Source organism: Paenibacillus sp. 01T431 (assembly GCF_056398625.1).
This window is the reverse complement of the sequence record NZ_JBFTPT010000017.1, coordinates 115,347-139,245: the sequence shown is the minus strand read 5'-3', so window position 1 is coordinate 139,245 and position 23,899 is coordinate 115,347. Positions and strand designations below refer to the sequence as shown.

The 23,899-nt window shown below is 39.7% G+C and carries 22 protein-coding genes and 2 pseudogenes; 6 read left to right on the top strand and 18 right to left on the bottom strand.

What is annotated here, in order from left to right:
• Positions 1-356: 356 nt before the first annotated feature.
• The 3 genes from AC1DM9_RS27370 to AC1DM9_RS27360 all read right to left on the bottom strand — a co-directional run bounded on the left by AC1DM9_RS27370 (position 357) and on the right by AC1DM9_RS27360 (position 4,680).
• Positions 357-905, bottom strand: coding sequence for a hypothetical protein (locus tag AC1DM9_RS27370; protein ID WP_441875051.1), 549 nt, complete (start codon positions 903-905; stop codon positions 357-359).
• Between the two features lie 315 nt (positions 906-1,220).
• Positions 1,221-3,227: an AraC family transcriptional regulator gene (locus AC1DM9_RS27365; RefSeq protein WP_477509698.1), complete on the bottom strand. Its 2,007-nt coding sequence runs from the start codon at positions 3,225-3,227 to the stop codon at positions 1,221-1,223.
• A gap of 277 nt (positions 3,228-3,504) precedes the next feature.
• Entirely contained in the window at positions 3,505-4,680 is a 1,176-nt protein-coding gene (locus tag AC1DM9_RS27360) for an MFS transporter (RefSeq protein WP_441875562.1), read from the bottom strand.
• A 311-nt stretch (positions 4,681-4,991) separates the two neighbouring features.
• Here AC1DM9_RS27360 and AC1DM9_RS27355 point away from each other — a divergent pair, with 311 nt between their 5' ends.
• Complete coding sequence (locus AC1DM9_RS27355) at positions 4,992-5,537, top strand: TetR/AcrR family transcriptional regulator (RefSeq protein ID WP_477549481.1); 546 nt, start codon at positions 4,992-4,994, stop codon at positions 5,535-5,537.
• A 54-nt stretch (positions 5,538-5,591) separates the two neighbouring features.
• Here the strand turns inward: AC1DM9_RS27355 and AC1DM9_RS27350 are convergent, their stop codons facing one another.
• Both AC1DM9_RS27350 and AC1DM9_RS27345 read right to left on the bottom strand, forming a co-directional pair.
• Entirely contained in the window at positions 5,592-5,891 is a 300-nt protein-coding gene (locus AC1DM9_RS27350; protein WP_477549482.1) for a hypothetical protein, read from the bottom strand.
• A gap of 203 nt (positions 5,892-6,094) precedes the next feature.
• Positions 6,095-6,919, bottom strand: a complete 825-nt coding sequence (locus AC1DM9_RS27345; RefSeq protein WP_441875038.1) for a phytanoyl-CoA dioxygenase family protein — start codon at positions 6,917-6,919, stop codon at positions 6,095-6,097.
• A gap of 170 nt (positions 6,920-7,089) precedes the next feature.
• On the opposite strand from AC1DM9_RS27345, the gene AC1DM9_RS27340 reads away from it, so the two are divergent.
• Positions 7,090-7,899: an AraC family transcriptional regulator gene (locus AC1DM9_RS27340; protein ID WP_430058478.1), complete on the top strand. Its 810-nt coding sequence runs from the start codon at positions 7,090-7,092 to the stop codon at positions 7,897-7,899.
• A gap of 3 nt (positions 7,900-7,902) precedes the next feature.
• On the opposite strand, the gene AC1DM9_RS27335 is transcribed toward AC1DM9_RS27340, so the two are convergent.
• From AC1DM9_RS27335 to AC1DM9_RS27325, 3 genes and pseudogenes are all read right to left on the bottom strand, one after another.
• The gene (locus AC1DM9_RS27335; protein WP_441875559.1) at positions 7,903-8,679 is read right to left on the bottom strand and encodes a DUF817 domain-containing protein; all 777 of its coding nucleotides are present in this window, start codon (positions 8,677-8,679) and stop codon (positions 7,903-7,905) included.
• Between the two features lie 162 nt (positions 8,680-8,841).
• Complete coding sequence (locus AC1DM9_RS27330; protein ID WP_441875556.1) at positions 8,842-9,066, bottom strand: DUF3955 domain-containing protein; 225 nt, start codon at positions 9,064-9,066, stop codon at positions 8,842-8,844.
• A gap of 22 nt (positions 9,067-9,088) precedes the next feature.
• Positions 9,089-9,226: pseudogene (locus AC1DM9_RS27325) on the bottom strand (helix-turn-helix domain-containing protein); the annotation flags it as partial.
• 446 nt (positions 9,227-9,672) lie between these two features.
• Here AC1DM9_RS27325 and AC1DM9_RS27320 point away from each other — a divergent pair.
• From AC1DM9_RS27320 to AC1DM9_RS27310, 3 genes are all read left to right on the top strand, one after another.
• Positions 9,673-10,290, top strand: coding sequence for a TetR/AcrR family transcriptional regulator (locus tag AC1DM9_RS27320; RefSeq protein WP_477549483.1), 618 nt, complete (start codon positions 9,673-9,675; stop codon positions 10,288-10,290).
• A 47-nt stretch (positions 10,291-10,337) separates the two neighbouring features.
• Entirely contained in the window at positions 10,338-12,677 is a 2,340-nt protein-coding gene (locus tag AC1DM9_RS27315; protein WP_477549484.1) for an MMPL family transporter, read from the top strand.
• Between the two features lie 319 nt (positions 12,678-12,996).
• On the top strand, positions 12,997-13,206 hold the full coding sequence (locus tag AC1DM9_RS27310; RefSeq protein WP_076265602.1) for a hypothetical protein: 210 nt from the start codon (positions 12,997-12,999) through the stop codon (positions 13,204-13,206).
• Positions 13,207-13,336: 130 nt separating this feature from the next.
• Here the strand turns inward: AC1DM9_RS27310 and spoIIP are convergent, their stop codons facing one another.
• Together spoIIP and AC1DM9_RS27300 are read right to left on the bottom strand one after the other, a co-directional pair.
• Positions 13,337-14,590, bottom strand: coding sequence for a stage II sporulation protein P (spoIIP, locus tag AC1DM9_RS27305; RefSeq protein ID WP_477583220.1), 1,254 nt, complete (start codon positions 14,588-14,590; stop codon positions 13,337-13,339).
• A 232-nt stretch (positions 14,591-14,822) separates the two neighbouring features.
• Positions 14,823-15,065 (bottom strand): annotated as a pseudogene (locus tag AC1DM9_RS27300) (cupin domain-containing protein); the annotation flags it as partial.
• 53 nt (positions 15,066-15,118) lie between these two features.
• Here AC1DM9_RS27300 and AC1DM9_RS27295 point away from each other — a divergent pair.
• Positions 15,119-15,664 (top strand): TetR/AcrR family transcriptional regulator, encoded by a 546-nt coding sequence (locus tag AC1DM9_RS27295; RefSeq protein ID WP_477583227.1) that lies wholly within the window; start codon positions 15,119-15,121, stop codon positions 15,662-15,664.
• A gap of 100 nt (positions 15,665-15,764) precedes the next feature.
• On the opposite strand, the gene AC1DM9_RS27290 is transcribed toward AC1DM9_RS27295, so the two are convergent.
• The 8 genes from AC1DM9_RS27290 to AC1DM9_RS27255 form a co-directional block, all read right to left on the bottom strand.
• Positions 15,765-16,205 (bottom strand): oxidoreductase, encoded by a 441-nt coding sequence (locus AC1DM9_RS27290; RefSeq protein WP_477583218.1) that lies wholly within the window; start codon positions 16,203-16,205, stop codon positions 15,765-15,767.
• A gap of 105 nt (positions 16,206-16,310) precedes the next feature.
• Positions 16,311-16,970, bottom strand: a complete 660-nt coding sequence (locus AC1DM9_RS27285) for an HAD family hydrolase (RefSeq protein ID WP_477583216.1) — start codon at positions 16,968-16,970, stop codon at positions 16,311-16,313.
• Between the two features lie 121 nt (positions 16,971-17,091).
• Positions 17,092-18,006, bottom strand: a complete 915-nt coding sequence (locus AC1DM9_RS27280) for a D-alanine--D-alanine ligase (RefSeq protein WP_477583214.1) — start codon at positions 18,004-18,006, stop codon at positions 17,092-17,094.
• Entirely contained in the window at positions 18,003-19,466 is a 1,464-nt protein-coding gene (gene pdxR / locus AC1DM9_RS27275) for a MocR-like pyridoxine biosynthesis transcription factor PdxR (RefSeq protein WP_477583212.1), read from the bottom strand. Before pdxR ends, AC1DM9_RS27280 begins: the two co-directional genes overlap by 4 nt.
• A gap of 123 nt (positions 19,467-19,589) precedes the next feature.
• Positions 19,590-20,369 carry a hypothetical protein gene (locus tag AC1DM9_RS27270; protein WP_477583211.1) on the bottom strand — a complete coding sequence of 260 codons (780 nt, stop codon included), beginning with the start codon at positions 20,367-20,369 and terminating at the stop codon, positions 19,590-19,592.
• A gap of 170 nt (positions 20,370-20,539) precedes the next feature.
• On the bottom strand, positions 20,540-22,003 hold the full coding sequence (locus AC1DM9_RS27265) for an ABC transporter substrate-binding protein (protein WP_477583209.1): 1,464 nt from the start codon (positions 22,001-22,003) through the stop codon (positions 20,540-20,542).
• 66 nt (positions 22,004-22,069) lie between these two features.
• Entirely contained in the window at positions 22,070-22,963 is an 894-nt protein-coding gene (locus AC1DM9_RS27260; protein WP_339203014.1) for a carbohydrate ABC transporter permease, read from the bottom strand.
• 2 nt (positions 22,964-22,965) lie between these two features.
• A complete protein-coding gene (locus tag AC1DM9_RS27255; protein ID WP_441875008.1) occupies positions 22,966-23,892 on the bottom strand; it encodes an ABC transporter permease in 927 nt (308 codons plus the stop codon).
• Positions 23,893-23,899: the final 7 nt, after the last annotated feature.

Below are 23,899 nucleotides of genomic sequence, written 5' to 3'. Positions count from 1 at the left end.
CAATTCAATAGCTTTCATTTTTGTTTCCACTGGGTAACTTACTCTTGTTGCCAACGTAAAAACACCTCCAAGGTTGTCTCCATATCTTACGACATGGTTGCATTTTCTTGAAGGTGTTTTAATTTGTCTCACGCTAAGGGGTCAGTCCCGTGAGTACACACCATGCTTGACCTTTTTTCTATCTATTTTCTCGGAACCAATATCATATCAGCGGGTTTATGTCGTTAATTTACAGCTTCTTGACAATTGGCTTTATTATCATTTAATGCTGTTTTGTTCCTCTTTAAAACATCACAATGGAAACGCGGCTTTAGCAGAGCTAACGTTAACTATAACTATAAATAGAATTGAGAACTCTATTTTTTCGGATTGTAATCAATGGATATTGACCATTTATTAGAACCTATTTTTCCACTTGAAAAAATGTCAATTTCCGAACCAGTGATTAGTTCTACTACAAACCCCTTTTTAATTGACTGTTGAATTTCATCCTGCTCAATATAGCTATAGCTTTCAATTTCCCCATTGTATTGTAAGATTTTCAATTCTTTCTCGTAAAAGGAGTAAAATTCTTTGTCATCAACATAAGTTGAGTAAAAAGGAGAACAGCCGTCGGATTTTCCAAGAAACACAGTTCTTTTCGGGAGTGGAATAGAAATATTAATTTGGTCTTCCATATAGGACTCACACTCAAAGATTTTACTTGGAAATAAGTAACTACGAATATAACTGTTAAATTCTAAATTCCAAAAGTAAAGTTGGAATAAAGCAATAATTGGTACCGTATAAGCTAAAAATTTTTTAGTTGATCCCTTGCCTTTTTTTATTCCGATTATTACTACGCAAACAATAAAAGCTAAAATCATAATAACAGTATAGGGAATGTATAATATATTACCCGCCATAGAGTCACATCCCTTATTAGTAATTTACCACTATTACGATCTTAATATTGTAAAAATATCGACAACTAGGCAGTTTTCACCCAAGTTGTCGATACCTGATATTTTATATAAACTCACTTAATATCGCATCTCTAAAACGCATAATATGCAGCTTTTTTCCAACAAATCCTTCTATTAATCCGCACATTGAAGATGAGCACTAGTGCTTCTATATCGTATCATGAAAAATAGCCGATTCATATGATCAACAATGATAAGCGTACAAAATAATGACTTTTTCTATTGCCAAACCTACACGTATTTCCTATACCTAAATTACTTAAGCTTCGACAGACCAACAATCCAGTCAGCCAACTCCTTCGTTTGTGCGAGGAGAGCGATAGGATCACGATACCATGAACGTTCTTCATTCCAAAGGAAAATTCGTTCTTCCCGTACCGCTTCCAGAGAACCCCATATTGGATCTTTTTTGAGCTCTTCCAGCGATGACTCGGTTGTTAGGACGATATAGTCCCCTGCATACTCCGGCAGTTTCTCTATTGATATTTTCGAGTAAGTATTAGCTAATATATTTTCAGGGATTGCAGTTGGAGCAGCAAGGCCCAGCATCTGATAAATATTTCTGCCTCCACGACCTGATTTGGGGCCGAATGCGAAAACTTGTCCATCATACTCCTGGAATACTGAAAATGTAGAACCTTCTGGTAAAAGCCCTGCAATTTTCTCCTTCGCTTCAGCTGTATGGAGATCATATTGTTTCAACCATTCAGCCGCCTCATCTTCTTTGCCTAATACTTCTCCAAAATAGGTTAATTCTTCATGAACACTATTGAAGGTATTAGAGGCGATAGACACCGTCGGTGCAATCTCACTATATTTCTCATAAACCTCTGGCTTGGTCGTATGTGTAATAATAATATCCGGCTCTATAGAAAGGAGCTTCTCTATCGAGTCACCGACATCTTCCACACCTTCCAAATGCCCCTTTAAATACGGGCTATTCAGCAGCACATTATTGGAACCGATCGGTTCAACGCCAAGAGCAATTACAGTGCCCAAATAGTCAATAGATGCTACTCGCTTCGGATTTATTGGAATTTCCACATCACCAAAATGGGTAGCTACTATTTTTGTTTCATTTAACTGCGCAGCAGTTGTAGAAGTATTGGCAGACTGATTGTCTGATGTTTTCTCTGTTCCTGTCATATTGCCCGAGCTCGCGTTTCTCGGGGTGTTAGTCGCTGCTGAGCACGCACTAACCATAATAGCAAAACAGAGCCATACTGTGGACAGCATTACCGTTTTGGAGCCTTTGTTCATTGTGTAATCCTCTTCTCTTATGAATTGAGAATGTTTTTCATTCTCATTATAAATATAGTTTTGAGAGGTTTGATTAACAATGGAGTTTTTTAACGTTTTTTTTGTATGATTAGAACCCTGTCCTTGATCGGACAGATGTTTATTTCGAAATTTACCTGGTGCAATACCTGCATATTTTTTGAAAATACGATTGAAATAGAACAAATCTGAATATCCCACATTCAGTGCGATCTCTTGTAAAGTAGCATCTGTCGTAAGCAATAAAAATTGTGCTTTCTCTATTCTCAATTTAATGACATATTCAATCGGACTGAATCCTGTCTGCTCTTTAAATTTGCGCGTAAGATACTGTGGACTGTAATTGAGCTCCAAAGATAATGATTCCATTGATTTCGGCTCTTGATATCTATCGGATAAAAAACGCAATACTTGCTCTGCTAGATTATTTTGACTGATCGCCTCAGGGCTTTGCAGCATTTGACGAAACAGCCTATGTACAAATTGATAAAATACCCCTCTAACATGCAGCATGTCCAGCTTGTTTGCTTGAATCCAATCTCTATGCATCATTTGTATAAATTCCAAGAGTGCCAACCCGTCAAATGGAGTATAGCTGTATGGCTTCTCGAATGGATTATCATTTTGCATCAGTAATTTAAAATCATAAAGACAGTTTTGCGGCAATACAGCCTTATATAGAACTAGATAGTATTCAATTGCCGTTTCTGTTTCAATCTCCAAGCAAGCTCCTTTCCCTCCGTGCAGCACATAAAACCTGTCGGCAAAATGGACATCTCCGTCCAGCCAAAGTCGACCTCTGCCGCGAACAATATAAACAAAGGTGCTGGTGGGCAATGTATACTTTCGCAAGCATTTTCCTTGCTCTAACGTGTTTTGTCTAACATCTAAAACCCTTACAATTGCCTGATCCCATAATTGGATATGGTCATTAATGTTCATTTGCTTCGATTCAAATCCTCTCTCTACTCTCGCAGCGATCAAAGTGTATAACTCTTTGCTTATTAGCAATAAACCCTTATATAAGTGTATTCACTGAGAATTGTTCTCATTGTTATTGTATAGGAAAATACTAGAACTTTCAATTTGCAATCATGAACACAGTGGAAGATCAAACTTATAATAAGCTTATTGCATGCAACCGTAGAACAGTATTTGATATTCTGGCGAAGTTACGGCAGGTATGTAGTAGCTAAAAAAAGCAAAAAACCACCTTTAAGGGTGGTTTCTGATACATATTATTAATGTCGATAGTTTATGGCTAGCTTGATTCGAGAGGAAGCGATTCTGCATGAAGAAACGGTTTCTTTTGTATCAAGCGTTTCGCAAAAAGAGTAAAAAGAATCAAGGAAATCGCGACGGACAAAGCACTGACGATGAACAACACCTTATAGCTTGCATACTGAGAGACAGAGCCTAACATGATTGCACCTAACCCAATACCAAGATCATTAGCAGTCGAGATTGAGGCGTTCGCAACTCCTATACGATTCGGGTGGGCCAAACGGATCGTAGCCGCTTGAAGAGCTGGCTGCGCCGAACCGAAACCAATACCATATAAAATTGCTGATAGCAGTACGCCCATCAATCCGCTTGAGAGGCTCAATACAATCAATGAACCAATCGTAATTACAAGTGCCGGTACAATGACAAAAATTTCTCCGTACCGATCAGATAGTTTTCCCGAAATGGGACGGCTTAGGGCAAGCGTTGCAGCAAATGCTAGAAAAAACGCGCCGGAATTAACCTGAATCGACTCAGCGAAAAGCGGAACAAAGGTTGTAATGCCGCCATAAGCAATAAAGAGAAAAAAGACCGAGGCCGCAACGGGCAAAACCGATTTTTCGAATAATTCAATTTTTCTTGTGTCAGCTTTTGGCTGGAAAGGCATTTTTGCACCTAACATCAGGAGCAGTGCTCCTGATGAGAGGACCACAGCGATTAAAAACAAATCGCTGTATGATCGATTCTGAGCAACCCATATGCCGAACATTGGGCCGATTGCCATAGCCAGTGTCATGGATGTGCTAAACCACCCCATTCCCTCACCACGGCGGGTGGACGGGATCATATCTGTAATCGCCGTCATCGTAGCGGTTGTAGATACCGCCCAGCTCATGCCATGCAATATTCTGAGCCCCAGCAAAACAGCAATTCCCCCGACCCAGTTATACAAATACATTGCTAGGATGAAGAGAATCAGTCCCCAAATGATAAACGGTCGCCTGCCGAACCGGTCTAGCAGCCCGCCAACAAGCGGCCGTAAAATAACAGCAGACAACATAAAAGCACCCATCGCTAGACCGACCTGCGATTCATTGCCTCCCAGTTGTTTGATGAACAGCGGTAGCGTCGGATACAGCATATAAAATGCGTTAAATAAGAACAGGTTACCTATAGTCATGAGAATAAACGACTTCGTCCATAGGCGTTCGATATTTCATTCCTCCTCAGGTGCAAAATGTTTTGATTTCTACTAATGAACAATAATCAGGAAATACAGAAGATATAAAGAAGCTTAATCCATGGAGTGAACTCCAAGTCAATACATAAATTCCACTTGCTTCGGAGCAAAATGTATGGCCAATTTCAATGATGTAATAATAATCATTGATTCATTAATGAACACTTGTCTATAATTATAAACAGATGCAAAACATCTGCAATTGTTAACTGAACGTGATTTGTTAATTAATGAACAACTTCTGTATATTTGTTAATTATTTACGAAAGCTTGGTGACCTGAAATTGGCTAAAGTGGATCGAAGAATACAAAAAACGCAGGATGCGTTAAAAAAAGCGGTTATAGATCTGATGTCAGAAAAAAATTTTGATGATATTACAATTCAGGATCTTTCCGAAAGGGCGAATGTGAGCCGCGGGACCATCTATCTTCATTATTTAGATAAATATGATCTGCTGGATAAACTCATTGAAGAACATATTGACGTGCTAAGGGTAACGTGCAGAGCGGCTGCGGAATTGGATTTTACCGAATCGACTCTAATCTGGACCGAATATTTTGAACGTCATTATTCATTTTTTTCCATGATGTTAGCGAGTAAAGGTGCTCCTTACTTTCACGGTCGTTTTCTTGCATTTCTTATCGAAGAATTTAAGAATGAAATCGATGTAACGAAAGGAAAAAATGAAGGGTTAAATGAAGATCTTCTTGTGAGGTTTGTCGCTTCTTCTTTTGTAGGAGTAGTGGAATGGTGGTTCATGAATGAAATGCCTGTCCCCCATCATGTCTTAGCAGAACAACTGGGGACATTGCTAGAGAGGAATGTATAATCGTTATAAACGTACGGCATACATCATCTTGCCAAGTTCGTCAGAACAATAACTTTAGTGCTCTCTAATATCTACTAAATAAGGCTTACGTATTAAATTAAATTTATAAACGAAAAAATATTCAATATCTGCCTTTATTAGATTCCAAGTTGTTAATGGAACTTTAATTTTATCCGTACGAGTTTGATCAGCATAAATAATATTTATAAAATGATTTCCGCCTTTACTCTCCTTGCTTTCAATCGTGCCAACTGTGATACGAGTAGTCTCTATCGGTTTATAGATCCAAAATATGATAAAAACGATAGAAACAATCAATACAACAATATACTTGTTTCTCATCAATTTAAGCATTGTTGCAGACCGCCCTTTCTAGTCTAATCGGTATTTTTTTATCTGATTTTTTGTTTGTAGAAGTGAATTATGGAATTAATTTCTCGGATTTCAATTTTGTTACAAATCATAAAACTAATTAATACTATAGTCAATCATCTTTTCTAAGTTGACGCTTCACTTCCTATCAATAAAATAGCCACCGCAATGGGTGGCTAGTACAATTATTTAAAATGACCCTTCGGCTTTTTGCCGCTCCATCTTTCGTCAACCTTTTCGTAGGCTGATTGGTATCTCGCATCCACACTAATTCGGTATTGATTGGTTGTATTCTCCAGTGAGCAATGCATTAAAAACATGCCGAAAATGAGTACATCGCCTGCCTGAAACTGAGTTGTCGCCCACTGACCACCGAACTTCTCCGTTATAACAAGCGGATCATCCGTGTAATGTCCCAAACCATCACGATCCGAATCTTTCGATCCATACGATTGCTTCAGCGTTTCAAATCGATGCGAGCCGAGGCAAATCGCAAGTCCCCCCATTTCATACGAAACGTCTCCAAGAGGAGACCATACGGTATAGACATTTGGGGTACCTCTTCCCATGTAAACAATGTCATAGTGCGCTCCTGTGAAATCACCTTTACCTACCGCACGAAGCCACTTGTAGTGATAAGTCAGTGATTGCTCTCCGAGAAATTCATCGAAGAAACGCATGATGTGCTCCCCATTCAAAACATTAAGCAGTGCAGGAAGATCCTCGTTCGTTCCTCCAAAAAAAATCGTTTTGCTTCCGTCTGCCATGACGCCATCTTCTAATTGCGTATCCCGATCTAGCTTTCCCATCTGTTTCATCTTTTCCAAAATATTTGTTCGAGCCTGCAACACCTTATCGCGATCATGAAACCCGCGGATCAGTAAATAACCGTCTTCCTCCATCCGATCGCGCAGCGCCTGAACATCATGAAAAATATCATTAGAGCTTCTGAGCTCTGTAAGCTCTTTTCCATCCATCTCCAACTCACGGCTTCCAACTTTTAGCTTCATTTCAATTACACTCCTCTACTCGGTATTTGTTCTAAGTGTAGAGGAAAAGCATCTATGCATCCATGGATACATGTATTCACATCATGTATAATTGTACATATTATACATAGATTTTACGGAGATTACTGAAATTAAATGTATATTAGAACAATGGTATGGAGTTGATTAATATGACCTACATGAATATTCCTTATATACTTGGAAAAGAACCCATCAGCTTCCCTCAATTTAATTCGATTTGGAAAGTGCAGGCTGACGATGCCTACAACATTATAACCAGTGAAGGATTCGTCGTTCCCGGTCTTTTTATTACTTATGAAGGTAAGGGCATCCTATCCCAAGGGAATGACCGCTATGAGCTGCATGCAGGCACTTTCTTTTTCGTACAGGAGGGAATTCCCTCCGAATACAAGTGTCAGGATAATAACTGGAAATTTTATTATCTTGATTTCAATTCCCTGGATGCCATTCGAAATCTGCAGCTCCCTGTAAGCAAGGTCGAAACAACCGGAAAAGTTGCAGAGGCAGTATTGCTGTGCGAGCGTATCATTGATACTTTGATTGCAGAATCCTTCGGCTACGCTTATTCTTCGAATATCTTCCTGCAACAATTATTGGTACTCTTTGCTAGAGAACTTGAGTCAGGGCAGACCTCGCGCCAAACCGAACTCAACAATATATTAATCTATATCCATCGGAATATGGATAAAGGTATTCGGGTCGAAGAACTCATCGAACGCAGCGGCTTGTCGCGAACGTCCTTTTTTTCGCGCTTCCGCGCATTAACTGGCCAATCCCCCAGCGAGTATATGCAAAATTTAAAGCTAGAATCGGCCAAAGTATCGCTGGAGACAACAAGCCTGTCAGTGAAGGAAATTTCTTCCCAGCTGCAATTTTATGACGAGTTTCATTTCTCTAAACTGTTTAAACGAAAGTATGGTCAGTCTCCAAGCAATTGGCGCTCTTCCAGAGGAACATGAATCCTAGCTGAATGATGAATCGTTTTTTGTCCGTTCCGCTTTTACATGTTTCAGCTGTGCGACGATAATGACACTAATGATTGCCAGAAGGAACCATGAGCTAATCTTACTGAAACTGACCAGCTGCCAGGTTTGATTCTGATCAGGATATTTCCAAGCATTAAAAAACGTGGCTATATTTTCAGCTAACCAAATAAAAAAACCTACAATAATAAATGAAACGGTTAACGGCATTCGATAAGTTATAGCTCTTACTCGGAATATGATCCATGTTTTCCAAAATACAATAAATACAAGCGCCGTCAGCCACCAGCGAAAATCAGGAATAAAATGATGTGTGAAAAAGTTGAAATAGATGGCTCCTCCAAGCAGCGCCGATGACGTAAGTCCAGGCCAGCCCGTCATGTCCATGCGTAGTCTCCGCCAAACCTGACACATAAAGCTTGCAACACTTGCATACATAAATCCGCTATAGAGCGGAACACCTAGCAACTTTGTATACCCTAACTCCGGGTATGACCAAGAGCCCATCCTTACCTTATAGATCTCAAGAAGTAAACCTATGATATGAAATATACAGATTACTTTGATTTCATCACGTGTCTCTAATCCGCTGCGATACATGAGGTATTGCACGCCAAGCAGTACAAGTAGAATGGCATCATAACGATGAATGAAAGGTATTTCTACGATGTTAGAAAGAGCTAATGTTCCAAAAATCGCAACAGGAAATATGCAGCTCATCGCCTGATGGTAGCCAAAATGCAGTAGCTGTAACATTGATTTCAATTTATTTCTCTCCTCACCATGACCAAAGGATAACATTTCACGACAGTGTCAACGTTCTACAACTGTCCTACGAGCTAGATCTCCCGCCATGTTAAATAAAAAAACAATTTCCTTTTCTGATCAGGAAATTGTTTTTTATTTTATTTTATTGTTCTATAAATTATGTTTATTTTTTTTGATCATAGAAATGACAGCCATCAACAATAATATAATCATTCCACTTAAAAATAATAGATAACTTAATGGAATTAAAAAGAACAAAGGTTCTATTAGTGTACCATCTGGAGCGACTTCGGATTTCCCCATCATTCCGATAACTAGACAAATGATTCCCAAAAAAATTGGGATAGAAGCTAATCGATATTGGTTAATCAACATACATTCTCCTTTGCCTACAAAATTAAATATCATTCTTATATTCTAAAATGTCTCCAGGTTGACACTCCAAAATTTCACATATTTTTTCTAAAGTTGAAAATTTTACAGCTTTATCTTTTCCATTTTTTAAAATTGAAACATTAGCCATTGTGATTCCTAGTCAATACCCATTTTTAGCGGTATAGGCTTGATAAGAGCCAATATCCGAACATATTTTCCACCCTAAAACTAATGCTATAAAAAAAGGAATCGCAGTCACCCATATAAACGCAATAGCGGTTTTGTATAATTCCTTTAACTTCGCTGATCATTTTTTCTGTCTCATAAAAATCCTCCTCAAAGCTAACTACAAAAATAATATCTTCATTACCTGTTTAAGTCAATATAAAATTATCGTAAAACGATAAATTTTTGTTGTTTAAATTTCTTACTATGCTTTACACCTTCCTATTTGTAAGCTCTCGCTCAAATCGTTTAGCTCAACGCCACAAATTCGTAACAACTTGCTCATTGTGCATCATTGCCCATTGGGCAATAATATAAGCAGGGATTATTTTTGAAAATGCTTCCATTCTATTTGAAAAGGGGTGAACGCTTAAGCGTTACATGATGAACAAACAAAGCCTACGCGATATTAAAAGAGAAGCAACCGCAAATGCGCTTGCCGATGCAGCTTTCGCTCTTGCTCTGGAAAGGGGAATGGATGGTTTCGTCGTCGAAGATGTCGTGCAACGCGCCGGATACTCCAGAAGAACGTTTGCCAACCACTACTCCTGTAAAGAGGAAGCGATAGCTTCAGCAGCTCTCATCTTTAAAGGCGCCGACGAAATTGGGAATTGGATCAAAAGCTTAAACCAGGACATGTCCCCACTCGACATTCTTCACCAGTTGATGAAGCTGCATCTGACAGGAGAACATATTGGAAAACTGCGACAGCTTGTATCATTTTCGAGGCAGCACCCTACGCTTGAGCCTTACATCTTAAGCGGACTGCGCCGTTTGCAAATTATGGCTCAGGAAACTTTAGATGAGTTTTCCCATGAACGATATCCCGATGGTTATACCCACCTCCTCGCCGGAGCTGTTTATGGAGCCATGCTCCCCATTCTGGATGGCAGCCTGAGTGTGCTGTTACCAGGTCAATCCGTCGCCGAGAACCCAGAGGCCGTAACGTTCGATCAATATTTAGACACCATGTTTGGTTACTTGCGAAACGGATTTTAGTACACGACCTCACGTTATTTCTACATGCAAAGGAGAATCATTAACAGATGTCAACTTTTCTGTACAGATTGGGTAAGTCAGCCTATACCAAGCCATGGTATTTCATTATTAGCTGGATCGCAATTCTCGGAGTTGTACTCGCTATACTCGGGGTCAATGGAATCCATGTAACCTCCGATATGAAAATTGAGGGAACGGAATCGCAGAAGGTATTGGATCAGTTGTCAGCGGAACTGCCAGAAGCTTCAGGCGGACAAGCCAGCATCGTATTTACGGCTCCCAAAGACGAACGACTAGATACACCAGAGCGTTTGAGCGCCATTACTAAAGCTGTTAATGATGTTTATAACCTTGAATATGTTATTAATGCTGCTGAATTGGCTGCTAAAGCCGGCGCTTCAGCTTCAGAAAACGCTCAAGGGAGTGCACCACAAGAAGGGGACGGAACAGCGCAAGCAACCACAGGTGAATTGCCTCCTTTCGGCCCTCTAATGGTCAACGGTGTTCCGGTACCTGGCGTGATGCTTGCCTCTGACGGCAGCGTTGCCCTGTTCCAATTCCAATTCACCGTTCAGCAAATGTCGCTTCCTGAATCGGTACCCGATTCCGTCATCGATGCCGCCATGTCTGTTGAACAAACGGGTATTCAAGCATTGCCAAGCGACTCGCTGTCAACTAAACCTTCCATTGGTTCGACAGAAGCTATCGGTATTGCCGTAGCTGCCGTTGTGCTATTCATGACACTTGGTTCGGTTGTTGCTGCTGGCTTGCCGCTTCTAACTGCCTTAATGGGAGTAGGAATTAGTGTAGGAGGAGCATACGCCTTCTCAAAATTCATCCATATGACTGATCTCACTCCTGTTCTAGCGCTTATGGTTGGGCTTGCCGTCGGAATTGACTACTCGCTGTTTATCGTAAATCGTCAACGCCGCATGATTCTTGATCAGGGATTAAGTGCGCGGGAAGCAGCCAGCAGAGCAGTCGGCACAGCCGGAAGTGCAGTGTTTTTCGCTGGCTTGACCGTTATTATTGCTTTGTGCGGCATGCTTGTCATCGGAATTGGCTTCTTGTCTGCCATGGCGCTTGTTGCTGCTTTGGCTGTCCTCGTCAATGTTCTGGTTGCTTTAACTCTGCTGCCGGCACTGCTAGGTCTGTTGGGTGAACGCATCTGCTCAGCAAAAGCGCGTACGAAGAGCAGCACCCAATCGAATAAAACTGCTCATGGGTTCGCACACCGCTGGGTAACAGCTATAGCGAAAGGCCGCTGGCTAGTTATTGTTGCTGTTATTGTTATTCTTGGCGCAGCAGCACTACCAGTCGCAAAAATGGAAATGGGCATCCCATCGGGAGCCACGGCTAACTTAGATACACCATCAAGGCAGAGCTACGACGCCATTTCAAACGGTTTTGGCGAAGGCTTCAATGGCCCGTTGCTCCTGGTAGCAAAGCCAAAAGGCGTATCGGACAAAGTGACGCCGGAATTGCTGAATGGTCTAGTTCAAGATCTAGGGAAGCATGAAAATGTTTCGCTTGTGACACCTATGGGCGTAAACAAAACCGGAGATATGGCGATTATTAGCCTTATCCCCAAAACAGGTCCAACGGATGCAGAAACCAAAAACCTAGTTCGTGAGATTCGAGCTTCTGATTCCAGCATGGCGCTAACGTATGATGTCACGGTTGGCGTTACTGGGTTCACAGCAATTAACATCGATATGTCATCGAAGCTGGCTGAGGTGTTCCCTCTCTACGTCGGCATTATCGTCATCCTATCGCTTATTATTCTGCTGCTCGTGTTTCGCTCAATCATCGTTCCGCTCAAAGCTACGGTTGGATTCCTTCTCAGTGTGCTCGCCACATTCGGGATTACAACGGCCGTATACCAATGGGGATGGCTTCACTCCCTCTTCGGCTTTGATACCGGCGGTCCGCTGCTCAGCTTTATGCCAATAATGGTTACCGGCATTCTTTACGGTCTTGCGATGGATTATCAAGTGTTCCTCGTCAGCTCCATGCGCGAGTCTTACGTACATGGTCATCACGGAACAGAGAGTGTCGTTCACGGCTACAATCAGGCCAGCCGTGTAGTAGTAGCCGCTGCCGTGATTATGGTGTCCGTGTTCGCAGGCTTTATTTTCGCGCATGATATTATGATTAAGCAGATCGGTTTTGCACTCGCAATCGGCATTCTTATTGACGCCTTTTTCGTCCGCATGGCGCTTGTCCCAGCTGTCATGGCAGTCTTCGGCGACAAAGCTTGGTGGCTGCCAAAATGGCTAGACCGCATGCTGCCGAACCTGGATGTCGAAGGTGATAAACTTCTAGCTGAACTTAAGAGCCAGGAGAACGCTGCTTCCATTAAGGCGAAGCCTCGTCGGGCATATTGATTCATTTATCGCTAATTTGATTTACAAAAAAGGCAAACCAGATCATCTGGTTTGCCTTTTTTCGCATATGATCCCAAAGTCATGCATCAGGAATTGTAGGAGAATTATTAATCCAATTAGATTGACAAAATTATGATTGAGGATTCGTTGGGGTATACTATCACGTATTGAGATTAAAATTCACTGTTTTGTATATTTTACAACATATTCTGAAATATTTTTTCTCATTTGCATTCACTTCCATTGCTTTGTATAAAGTTATTAGTGTATTATTTGTCCTTAGAATACAAAAAAATAGAACCGTAGAGGACGTGTTTACATGCAAGCAAAAATTACACTTCAAGAAGGTCAACGACTAATTACGAACAAAGATTTTGAAGTTGCGATTGCTCAAAAAGCAATAATCAAACCTATGCAAAACGGCATGCAGATTCGCCCAGCATCAACCATAACAGGATATAACGACGATTCTGTTCGCATGTCAGATGGAAGCATTATTCACAGAACAGCAAATTCATTTTTCGTCTAAAAACAATGTCTACAAGGCCGATGTAAAAATCGGTTTTTTTATTTTTTATATGACCATTAACATTAAGGTAAACAACAAAATGTGAGCATGGAACAAAAAAAGCAAGGAAACTTCCCCTGCTTTTTTTACTTTATTTAATTGATTTATAATACTCCGCAAACACGTCAGCGAAAGCCTCTGCTGTTTGAAGATTTTCTTCCAGCGTATTGTTTACTCCCCCAAATTCCAGAAGCAGGCTTCCATTAGAGACGGACTGGTTGTACTCGGCATTCCCCTGGTGGGCGCTTTTCATAAGAACTCCCCTCGATATGCCAGGATACTTCTTGTTCAATAGAGCGTTTAACGCTTCGGCGAACTTTTTGTTTTCCTTATGCGCGGGATTAGCATCACCAATGACGAACATAATGCGTGCATACGTTTTACCATTAATGACAACCGTTGTTTTGCTCCGCGGAACATCAGCGTCACGGTGTATATCGAAGAAATAGGATAGTGAAGTATTAGCCTTCATCGCCTTGTCGACTGCTTTACGCGATTCAACGTAGGCTTTTGTGTAGCTTAATTTCTGTTCATTCAGTCTTTCAGTAAAGTCGGTCTGTTCAACAATGGAGGATATCCCTTTTTTCTGAAGACTCTCAGCAAGCTTCTTGCCTACAAGCGTAATGTTCACTTTGGCATCGTCGACGGAGGTCCCTTTTGAATTGCCTAATACATTTCTCCAGGACTCCCTATTATGGGTATGATAGATATACACTTTACTGCCGCTTTGTTTGTTACTCCCCGTGTTCACAACCCAATTAGCAACGTAAGCGGTTCCTCCACTTGGCAGCGATACTTTATACCAATCTCCTTCTAATCCGACGACAGGAAAGGTTTCTCCAGCTCTCGCCTTGGCAACAATCTCATAATCTAAACCAGGACCTTTTCGCAAATTAGTAGTATCTACTATATTTACTATAGCTTCCTTATCTTGACCACCACTCGGCTTGTTGGCATTTTCCTGGTTTTGTCCATTATTTGAAGTAGGTTGGCTGCCTCTGCTCTCAACCGTCTCCACTACCCAATTTGCAACATAAGCCGTGTTACCGCTGGAAAGAGTTACTTTGTACCATTCCCCTTTCGATCCAACGATTGGATAAGATGTGCCCGCCTTCGCTTTGGCAACAATCTCATATTCAAGCCCCGGTCCTTTGCGCAAATTGGTAGTATCCACAATTTTAGCGATTGTTTCTTTCTTTTGAACGGTTTGTGCGTACTGCTGTACTCCCTGGCTTAGCTTTTTTCCTGCCGACAAGTTCTGAATTGACGCATAGGCAGAATCGGATCCCCCTGCTAATAAAGAAAGAATGATCGTTCCACCCAATATTTGATTTCTTAATCTCAAAGCTAACTTTCCTCCATTTCAAATGCTTATTCTACGAATTTCGACAGCAATGAAGGAAAATCCTTCTAATCTATATTTTAGAACGCGAAAATGAGCGTAAATTCCTAGTAGAGTCATTCAAAAGACATGACAAAAAACACCCCGAAGGGTGTTTTTTACTCTTGATGAGCATTATGGAGAGCCTTACTCAGAACCAGTAGCTTTCTTGGGTATTCATGAATGTTTTTTCTACTTATTTTAACTTGTTATATTCCTCATCGGTTACGGGTTCAAACCATTGAGCAGGGCCCAAAGTAGTATCAGGATCAATGGCAAGATGAACAAACCAACTATCTGCTGCAGCTCCATGCCAGTGTTTAATATTCGGGGGTATCTCCACGACATCGCCACCTTGTAATTCCTGTGCTCGTTTTCCTTCTTCCTGAAACCAGCCTCTTCCACCCGTAACCAACAGAATCTGTCCGCTAGGATGGCGCAAGATGCTTGTTATTGTGCAATTATGATTAAGGAAGTTTGGTGATGACAATAATGCCAGTGATGGATAGAAGAGTTCTCAAATCTCAAGAAGCAATTAAAACTGCTTTTATTGAACTGATGTCTGAAAAAAACTTTAATGAAATTACGATTCAAGATATTTCCGACAAAGCAAATGTAGGTCGAAGAACAATATACCATCATTATTTAGATAAGTTTGATCTACTGGACAAACTGATTGAAGAACATATAAACGAACTAAGGAAAATCTGCAAGGCATCATCAGAATTAGATTTCGTGGCAGCAAATTTGATTATGTTCGACTATTTCGAACGTAATTTTTCTTTCTTTTCGACCATGTTAGCAAGCAGCGGCGCCTCAACATTCCGCACTCGTCTCCTTGAGTTTCTCATTGAAGAATTAGAAAATGACGTAGATATAACTCAAGGAATAAATAAAGGATTGAATAAAGATATTATTCTTAAATTTTTTGGTACTGCAATCGTTGGAATAATGGAATCGTATATTACGAATGGAATACCTGAATCGCCGAAAGTGATGGCAGAACAAGTAGGGATATTATTAGAGAGGAATTTATAAAAGAAAAGAATGCACTGCCGTTAATATTATTAAATAATGAAATAAGCAAGCTACCGTAGAGCCTGCTCATTAATGTACATCATTTAACTAGACTTCACCGTTAGCGTAATCGACCTATCTCAAAAGTTTTTTCTATTGTGGATTTGTAATTATCCCATTCAAAGTGGAAAGGCCCGATATTTAGCAATAGATTATTATGTTCTAAATAAAAATTACTCCATTCAACAATATCTGCTTCTTTATCTATAGCTACAGATATATAACCACAGTCCAAATCACCACATTGAGGACATATCATTATGGGATACCTATGATACTTATAATCAAAGGGACATTTAAATAAATAGTAATCAGTTATAAGCTTTTGTTGGTCAGCATTCCCATATCCAAAAGCAGGTACTAAGTCGTATTCTTTTAGCCTTTGATATAAGGACACTGAATCAATGACTAAGTCAGCAAACACTGTGTTGTTCTCTTGTTTTAAATCCACTTCACCGTATCTGCTCATTAATCTTGTCTCTAGAAAATTTGTTCTAGTCATGACTCCTCCATTAAAAACGTTAAAGTTCTTATTGTATTGTTGAACAAACGGCAACCATCATGTCAGCCGCCGTTTTTAAGCAATCGTTATTCATTAAATAAATACCTATTTTTTCAACTGTAACACTATTGTATTTACCTCAATTAAGTCATCTATTACGATATCTGCCTGAGAGAGTTCGTCTTCTTGTGCAAAATCAAAGTTGCATCCAATAGCGACTAAACCATTATCTTTGGCTGCATTTATATCCGATAGACGATCTCCTACTACAGCTGCGTTGGTAATACCGTATTTTTCAATAATGCTTTTAACTAAATCTGATTTATTCAGCGACTCAATTTGTTGAATACTAAAGGTTTCTGTAACCCAATTATCCAAATGATAATAACTAACTATTGCTTTTAAATAATCCGTTAAACCATTGCTAGCTATGTATATTGAAAAACCATTGTCTTTTAAATAAGTAAAAACTTCTTTTACATTAGGATATAAAGCACCTTTCCCGCTTCTAATGTTTTCAATTAATCGTTCTAGAAAGTATGCATCCGTTTGTTCTCTTATTTCTTTGGAATGATTAGGCAACAGAGTTTCCCAAACCTTTGGTAAAGGGATACCCATAATTTCGCGGTATTTATCAATAGGCGTTGCAGTATCCCATTCATTTATTGACCTTAACTGATTAAACGCATCTTCAAGTGATATTTCTAAAATTTTATTTGTTTGAAATAGTGTTCCGTCCATATCAAAGATAAGTGATAGTGACATTTCTTCCTCTCCCTTTATAAAATTACATGATCATTCCCACTTTAACACAAATCATTGAAGTTAACTGCTCAATTACAATACGAGGCTGCCGTTTCATACCGGCAGCCTCGTCCCTTTTAAGCTATAGTAACCCATTCTTTCTTTCCATTAATGAATATTCAATAATCTGATCCAACAGTTGACTGAATGAAATTCCCGCAGCTTTGGCGCTTTTGGGCAGAAGGCTATTTTTCGTCAAGCCAGGCAATGTGTTCACTTCCATTACATAAGGAATTCCATCTTTAATAATCATGTCGATTCGGGCGTAAACGCTGCATTTTAATGTCTTGTAACAGCCCAGTGCAGAAGCACGAACCCGTTCAAAAATCTCAGGAGGCAGCTGGATCACTTGTTCATCGGCTCCACCGTCATCATACTTGGAAGAATAATCAAAAAAATCGGATTGAGACCGAATAGCGATGATAGGAAGAAGATTACCGTTTAAAATGGAGCAGGTTATTTCCTCACCTTCGATATATTGCTCAATCAATACTTCATTATCCCATCGAAAGGTTTCTAGTACCTCATCAACCAACGTTTCTTTGTTCTTTAATATTTTAACTCCTAAACTCGATCCGCCTGAATTTGGCTTCACGATAACCGGATACCCCAGACGTTCGACATCTTCAATACATAATTCATCTGCACCGTTCAAATGTATCCAGTCAGGAGTATGGATGCCTTCATTACGAAAAAGCTTTTTGGATATATTTTTATCCATGCTCAAGCTGCTCGATAACACACCGCAGCCGGTATAAGGAACGCCTAGTGTTTCAAGCGCTCCTTGAATCGTTCCATCTTCACCAAACTTACCATGCAGCGCAAGCAGAGCTACATCAATATTTTTCACTTTTTCAATGAGTTCATCTTTACGATTGATTTCAATCGGATACAACTCATATTTTTCTCTATCCAAATTAGCAATCATTTCGCGTCCAGTCATAAGGGATACTTCTTTTTCTGATGAAATACCCCCCATTATCACTCCAACTCTCATAGCTGTCTCTCCTTCATCATTTGTTTAGCCGTATCACCTATAATTTGAATCCCTTTTATGATGTCCTCATCTGCTACTCGTGAGAAACCAAGCCGCATCGTATGATGACCTTTATTATCTGTAAAAAAAATGTTGCCCGGAGTAAATATGACTCCTTTGTGGCGACAGTATTCTAATAAGACATTGGTATCAAAGTTATCTTCGAATTCAATAAATACATGAAGCCCTCCGTCGCCTGAAAGGCGTCTTAACGGAATAAACGCTTTACAGCACCGAATGACTAATTCACATTTTCGTTTATATTCAGATTTGGCTTTCTTCAAATACTTCTCGAAGTTGCCATTATGAAGATATTGATAAAGCAAGGATTGATCTAACGTGGAGGTGTGAATGCTTCGCGCACGCTTTACACTTTCCAGATAATAAATGAGCTCTTTCTCAGCCAAAACCCATCCAACCCGGAGGCCGGGGAAAAGGATTTTTGAAAAACTGCCTAGATAGATGACACTATTTCCATTTCCATTACATGCAAGTAAAGGGGCAATGTGATCTCCTGAAAACCTTAGCTCCTCGTTGAACCCATCTTCAATAAGCGGGACTTGATATTTATGGAGCAGCTTGATGACTTCCATTCGTTTATGGGGAGACATCACAATACCCGTTGGATTATGATAAGAAGGTACAAGATAGCTTAAATCAAACGATCGTTCTGACAATGCCCTCTCCAGCTCCACAAGATTAATCCCGTCTTGCTCCATTTCGATACCCTCAATATCAAATCCATGCAACTTAAACAGTTTAATTGCCGCATGATGGGTAGGGTTCTCGCAAAGGACACGACCATGTTTCTTAATTAAAGTCGATAAAATGAGATCTAATCCTTCTGTAAAACCGTTCGTAATCAGAATATCCTTACCCTCTAGATTTACCCCTTTATTCTCCATATATCGAAGTAAATATTCCATTAACGGCTTGTAGCCTTGTGCATATCCATAGTTTAAGATGATTTCACCCTCTATGGACATCCGATCTAAAAAAGCTCGTTTGACATTATCGAGATCAAACAGTTTCCCATCCGGTGCGATACTTGTAAAATTGATTTCTCCTGTGCTCGAACGTATTCCGTGCTTGCTAAGATCCATTTCTTCAGCAATCTTCGCTTGCTTGCTAATATTTTGCTTCCAATCAAGCTGCCATAATTGTTCAGTTGCTGCCTCACCGAATTTTTGAGCAACAAAGCTCCCTTTTCCTTTATCTACATACACAAAACCTTCGTCTTTCAAATCTGCGTATGCACTAACTACCGTATTTCTACTGACATTCAGCATAGAACTGAGTTCGCGCGTGGACGGGAGTTTCTGATTCGCTTGCAATACACCTAAAGTAATTAAACTTTTCATGTAATCTTTTACTTGGGTATAGGCAGGGCTGTCATCCGTCAAATTGAATTCAGTAAACATCCAATCCCCCCTAGAAATATAATGACATACATTAATCAATATAATAAGATCCACGATGTCTGATTTTCAGCCTACCTGTGGATATGTAACAAACTTGGACGAATATATAACCCATTAGAAATATCAACAATCGCGCTCAAATGACAGGGATGATACTTCCCCATAACGCAAACGTTCGTATTCATCTTCTTTAATAAGCTTCCATACCTTTTTTGAATAAACTAACCAAACATTGTAATCCCTAATTTCTTTTCTAAAATCGTATACGCTGTCCATATCAATGTCATGACCAATAAAGGTTACCGGTATTCTTAATTCAGCTTTATTTTTTTGAATTTTTGACAAGTCAATCAATAATCCATCTCTTGTCCATTCTAAAAGTACCGATGATATGTCCTTTGGAATATCCTGAACTTTTCTACCGGCTAGCTTATGAAGCTTAAAAGCAATCACTTTAGCTAAAAGAACTTCATAGTCATATAAATCTGTAACATAAAGTTTGTTAAACCAGCCATCATCATGTGCAAAATAAGCAAACCTCAGCTTTGGTATATGATGCAATGGCTCACCCATATCGCCAAAAAACAATAATTCAGCGATTTGATTGTTGCTTAAAGCATTTAAATCCTCTTCTTTGGAGAAATCTACCCAACAAAAATCTCCATAGTCATACACGTTTTCTTCAATTAATTCATCCAATCCTTGCTTCAAAAGATAATGAAGTCTAGAATGCCGATTCGTCTGTACGTTATGAAAATCATGTTTAAGAAGTATAAGGTTCTCCGGCCTATGATGTACACAGTTCATAAATTCAAGAAATTCGATGCCATAGGAGCAAAAATAATTCTTTACATGCTCCCCGCTTACATATATTAAATCCCTAATTTCCTTACTTTTCTTCATTAAATTTACCCCTCAAAAGGAAAGAATGGTTCCTATTTCTATAGTACTACATCCTGCATAGGCGTTACTCAAAACAATGCAAAAACCCCGACCTCTTTTAAGGTCGGGGTTTCACATAACTTACTTTTACTCCTATTCCAATTCTATGAACTTAAAAATATAATATCTCTTTATTTACTAGCCAAAAACTCATCCAACTGGCGCTGAATCTCAGCTACGTATTCATCAATCCCTGCTGCTTTTAGCTTCTTAATCGCTTTCGGATATTCCGTTTCAAAATCGACAAAGCCTGAACGTATAGCTGCTAAGTCCTTGCCTGCCACTTCTTTTAGGGCAGTCTCAATCAATTTTACTTTCTCATTATTAAATCGGAAACCGAGTGAAGCGGAAGTTACTGCCTCGTCATCCCACGTTTTATAATGATCAATAGATTCTTGTGCTACATCCGGTCCAAACAATTGATAATTCTGGTTTCTAAACATCCATTCATAGAAAAACTCATTTGCAGTCAACTTCTTGATTCTTCCTTCTACAATCTCGTAATCTTTGCCTTCAACGCCATAGAGCGCTAATTGATAATTTTCTTTGGATTTATAAATCCAGTTCACGAATTTTATCGCACCCTCTGGATTAGGAGCCGTTACCGGAACGCCTAGAACTTCTCCTCCTGTTGCAGTAATATAACGAGGTTTCTCCGGTGCCAGAAGATAAGTTTTCACTCTAGCATCAGGTGCATTTGCTTTTATTGCATCTATAATTTCCATTTCTTTGCCTAGCGAGCCTTCAACCCATAAGTATAAACCTGTCTGCATGCGAGAATCCCGTTCATTGTATTTGATAGTCAGATCCTCTGAATAAAGCCCTGCATCATACATGCTGCGGTTAAATTTCGCTACTTTTTGGAAAGCTTCTGATTCATAATAGCTATGTGCTTTTTTGCTGTCTTCGCCAAATACGATTAAATCTTCGACTGCAATAAAGTTATACTGCTCTTCTGTAAAATATCTGGTGAGAGGTTTAAAGACAATATCAGCTGGCCCTTTCATTTCCGGGAACTGTTTTTTTGCTTTGGTTGCAAACTCTTTTAAATCTTCAGCTGTTTTTATTTCGTTCATACCAACTGCTTCTAGTATATCCTGACGTACAGCTACCAGTTGATACATGGCTGATGACGGAGCATACGCTGACGGAATACCATGAATTTTGCCGTCAATTACCGCACCCTGAAACTGTTCCATCGGCAGCACTTTGAGCATGTCCTGGCCATACTGCTTAATTAGATCATCCAATGGCATGCTTTGCTTCTTATTCACAATGGTAGAAAGGTCGGGAAGGCCATCCCAATAAAGATCAATCGGCTCATTTGCAGCGAGCATAATATCTTTTTGCTCCCAGTACTGAGCCCATGGCACAAAAATAACTTTCAACTTTAGTCCAAGATCGGCTGCCATCTTCTCAGAAAATTCTTTTTCAAGAAATTCAGTCATACGATCACTTTCGTCCCCCGGGTACAAGATGGTGAGTGTTTCAAGCTTCCCCTTTCCTCCAACCTCTTCCTTGTTGCTACACGCTGCTAGTATTGAAGTAGTAACTAGCATTAAAACCAAAAAGATAAGCATTTTACTGGATTTCATTGATAACCCTCCCTATTTAATGGTTAATGTATGTTAGGCCTAGATAGGCTACAAACCATGTATCGCTTATTCCTTTACTGCGCCCGCCATAATGCCATGAACGAAATACTTTTGAATAAAAGGAAATAGGAAAATAATGGGACCAATTGTAATTACGGTAATTGCCATCTTTACGGTTTCTGCTGGCAGCGTTATGTTGCCGGAAGCCCCAGAGGGAATACGGCCGGAGCTGATCGCATTTACATTGGATAGAATGTTGTAGAGATAGTATTGCAGCGGAAATAGATCCTTATCGTTGATGAAGATGAGTGCATTCCACCAATCATTCCAATAATTCAGCGCATACATTAATCCCACTGTGAGCAGAGCAGTCTTGCTTAAAGGAAGAGCTACTTTCAAATAAATGGTAAAATAATTAGCTCCATCCATCTCCGCCGCTTCGTATAAAGACGGTGAAATGCTAGAAAAATACGTTCGAAGCAAAAACATATTCCATACGCTAAAAATAGAAGGAAGGATTAACGCCAATATACTATTTTTCAGTCCGTAATAATTCACGCTAACCATATACCACGGAATCAAGCCGGCCGAGAAAATAATTGTAAAATTGCTAATGAATGCGATAATATTGCGATATCTCAGCTTTTTTACGGATATCGAGAATGCAATCATACTTGTAATCAGCAATGCGCTTACCGTGCCAATTACAGTTACAAAGATGGTTACGCCGTAAGATTTCAATATCTTCATGCCACTATTCACATAGATATATTTATACGTATCCAAACTTGGACTCAGCGGGATAATGGAATAACCATTTTTGACAATGGCCTGCTCAGATGAGAAGGAAACACTTAAAGTCAATACAAGCGGGTATAAACATACGAGTGCAAATAAGCCAATAAAACAGTACGCCAAGCTCTTTACGAGTCTATCTCCAAGCAATCGATTAGTTTCCATTATTAAAATAGACCCTCTCCATCGTTTATTTTCTTAGCCGATTTGTTAGCTGCAGAGATTAGAATTAATCCCATTAGAGACTGAAATAATCCGATTGCAGTCGAATAAGAAAAGCCCAACGTACGCATAGACTGGTAAACATAGGTATCTATTACGGTAACCTCGTCAATGAGTACCGGGTTATTACCGACAATGCCGTATATCATACCAAAGTCACCATAAAAGATCCGTCCAACACTTAGTAATGTCAAGACAATGATCGTTGGTTTTAGCATAGGAATCGTTAAGAAAACAATGCGCTGAAGCTTATTCGCGCCATCTACTTTCGCTGCTTCATACAAGCTCCCATCAAAGTTAGCCATTGCAGCCATGTAAAGAATAGAGCTATACCCGCTCCACTTCCAAACACTTGATAGAATAATGATCCATTTCCAATACTTCGGTTCTGAATACCATCTAATCGGATCTGCCCCAAAAAATTCCAAAATATTGTTGGCAACACCTACATCCGTTGAGAAGATTCCATAAAGAATAGCGCCCACTACAACCCACGATATAAAATAGGGAAAAAACATCATGCTTTGAGCAATCCGTTTAAACGATTTATTCCGTATCTCGTTTAAGAAAACAGCGATACTGACTGGAACAATAATGCCTAATATGAGGCTGAAAAAGTTAATGTATAAGGTGTTATAGGTAACCTTCCAGCCCATGCTATTTTTAGAGAAAAAGTAAGTGAAATTATCAAGACCAACAAATTTACTGCCAAATATGCCGTCAACTACATTAAAGTCGGTAAATGCCATCCATATTCCTGCAAAAGGGATGTAGCTGAACATCATTAATACAACAAGCGCAGGCACGCACATGAGATACAATATTCTGTTTTTCTTTATCTCATATAAGAAACCTTTCACAACTGAACTCATTACATCA

Coding starts and splice junctions, on each gene's coding strand:
- AC1DM9_RS27340 (WP_430058478.1), top strand. CDS start 7,090: ATGACCTACATGAATATTCCTTATATACTTGGAAAAGAACCCATCAGC.
- AC1DM9_RS27260 (WP_339203014.1), bottom strand. CDS start 22,963: ATGGAAACTAATCGATTGCTTGGAGATAGACTCGTAAAGAGCTTGGCG.
- AC1DM9_RS27320 (WP_477549483.1), top strand. CDS start 9,673: ATGATGAACAAACAAAGCCTACGCGATATTAAAAGAGAAGCAACCGCA.
- AC1DM9_RS27335 (WP_441875559.1), bottom strand. CDS start 8,679: ATGTTACAGCTACTGCATTTTGGCTACCATCAGGCGATGAGCTGCATA.
- AC1DM9_RS27265 (WP_477583209.1), bottom strand. CDS start 22,003: ATGAAATCCAGTAAAATGCTTATCTTTTTGGTTTTAATGCTAGTTACT.
- AC1DM9_RS27290 (WP_477583218.1), bottom strand. CDS start 16,205: ATGACTAGAACAAATTTTCTAGAGACAAGATTAATGAGCAGATACGGT.
- AC1DM9_RS27350 (WP_477549482.1), bottom strand. CDS start 5,891: ATGCTTAAATTGATGAGAAACAAGTATATTGTTGTATTGATTGTTTCT.
- AC1DM9_RS27330 (WP_441875556.1), bottom strand. CDS start 9,066: ATGTTGATTAACCAATATCGATTAGCTTCTATCCCAATTTTTTTGGGA.
- AC1DM9_RS27370 (WP_441875051.1), bottom strand. CDS start 905: ATGGCGGGTAATATATTATACATTCCCTATACTGTTATTATGATTTTA.
- AC1DM9_RS27310 (WP_076265602.1), top strand. CDS start 12,997: ATGCAAGCAAAAATTACACTTCAAGAAGGTCAACGACTAATTACGAAC.
- AC1DM9_RS27315 (WP_477549484.1), top strand. CDS start 10,338: ATGTCAACTTTTCTGTACAGATTGGGTAAGTCAGCCTATACCAAGCCA.
- AC1DM9_RS27280 (WP_477583214.1), bottom strand. CDS start 18,006: ATGAGAGTTGGAGTGATAATGGGGGGTATTTCATCAGAAAAAGAAGTA.
- AC1DM9_RS27270 (WP_477583211.1), bottom strand. CDS start 20,369: ATGAAGAAAAGTAAGGAAATTAGGGATTTAATATATGTAAGCGGGGAG.
- AC1DM9_RS27345 (WP_441875038.1), bottom strand. CDS start 6,919: ATGAAGCTAAAAGTTGGAAGCCGTGAGTTGGAGATGGATGGAAAAGAG.
- AC1DM9_RS27285 (WP_477583216.1), bottom strand. CDS start 16,970: ATGTCACTATCACTTATCTTTGATATGGACGGAACACTATTTCAAACA.
- AC1DM9_RS27295 (WP_477583227.1), top strand. CDS start 15,119: ATGCCAGTGATGGATAGAAGAGTTCTCAAATCTCAAGAAGCAATTAAA.
- AC1DM9_RS27255 (WP_441875008.1), bottom strand. CDS start 23,892: ATGAGTTCAGTTGTGAAAGGTTTCTTATATGAGATAAAGAAAAACAGA.
- pdxR (WP_477583212.1), bottom strand. CDS start 19,466: ATGTTTACTGAATTCAATTTGACGGATGACAGCCCTGCCTATACCCAA.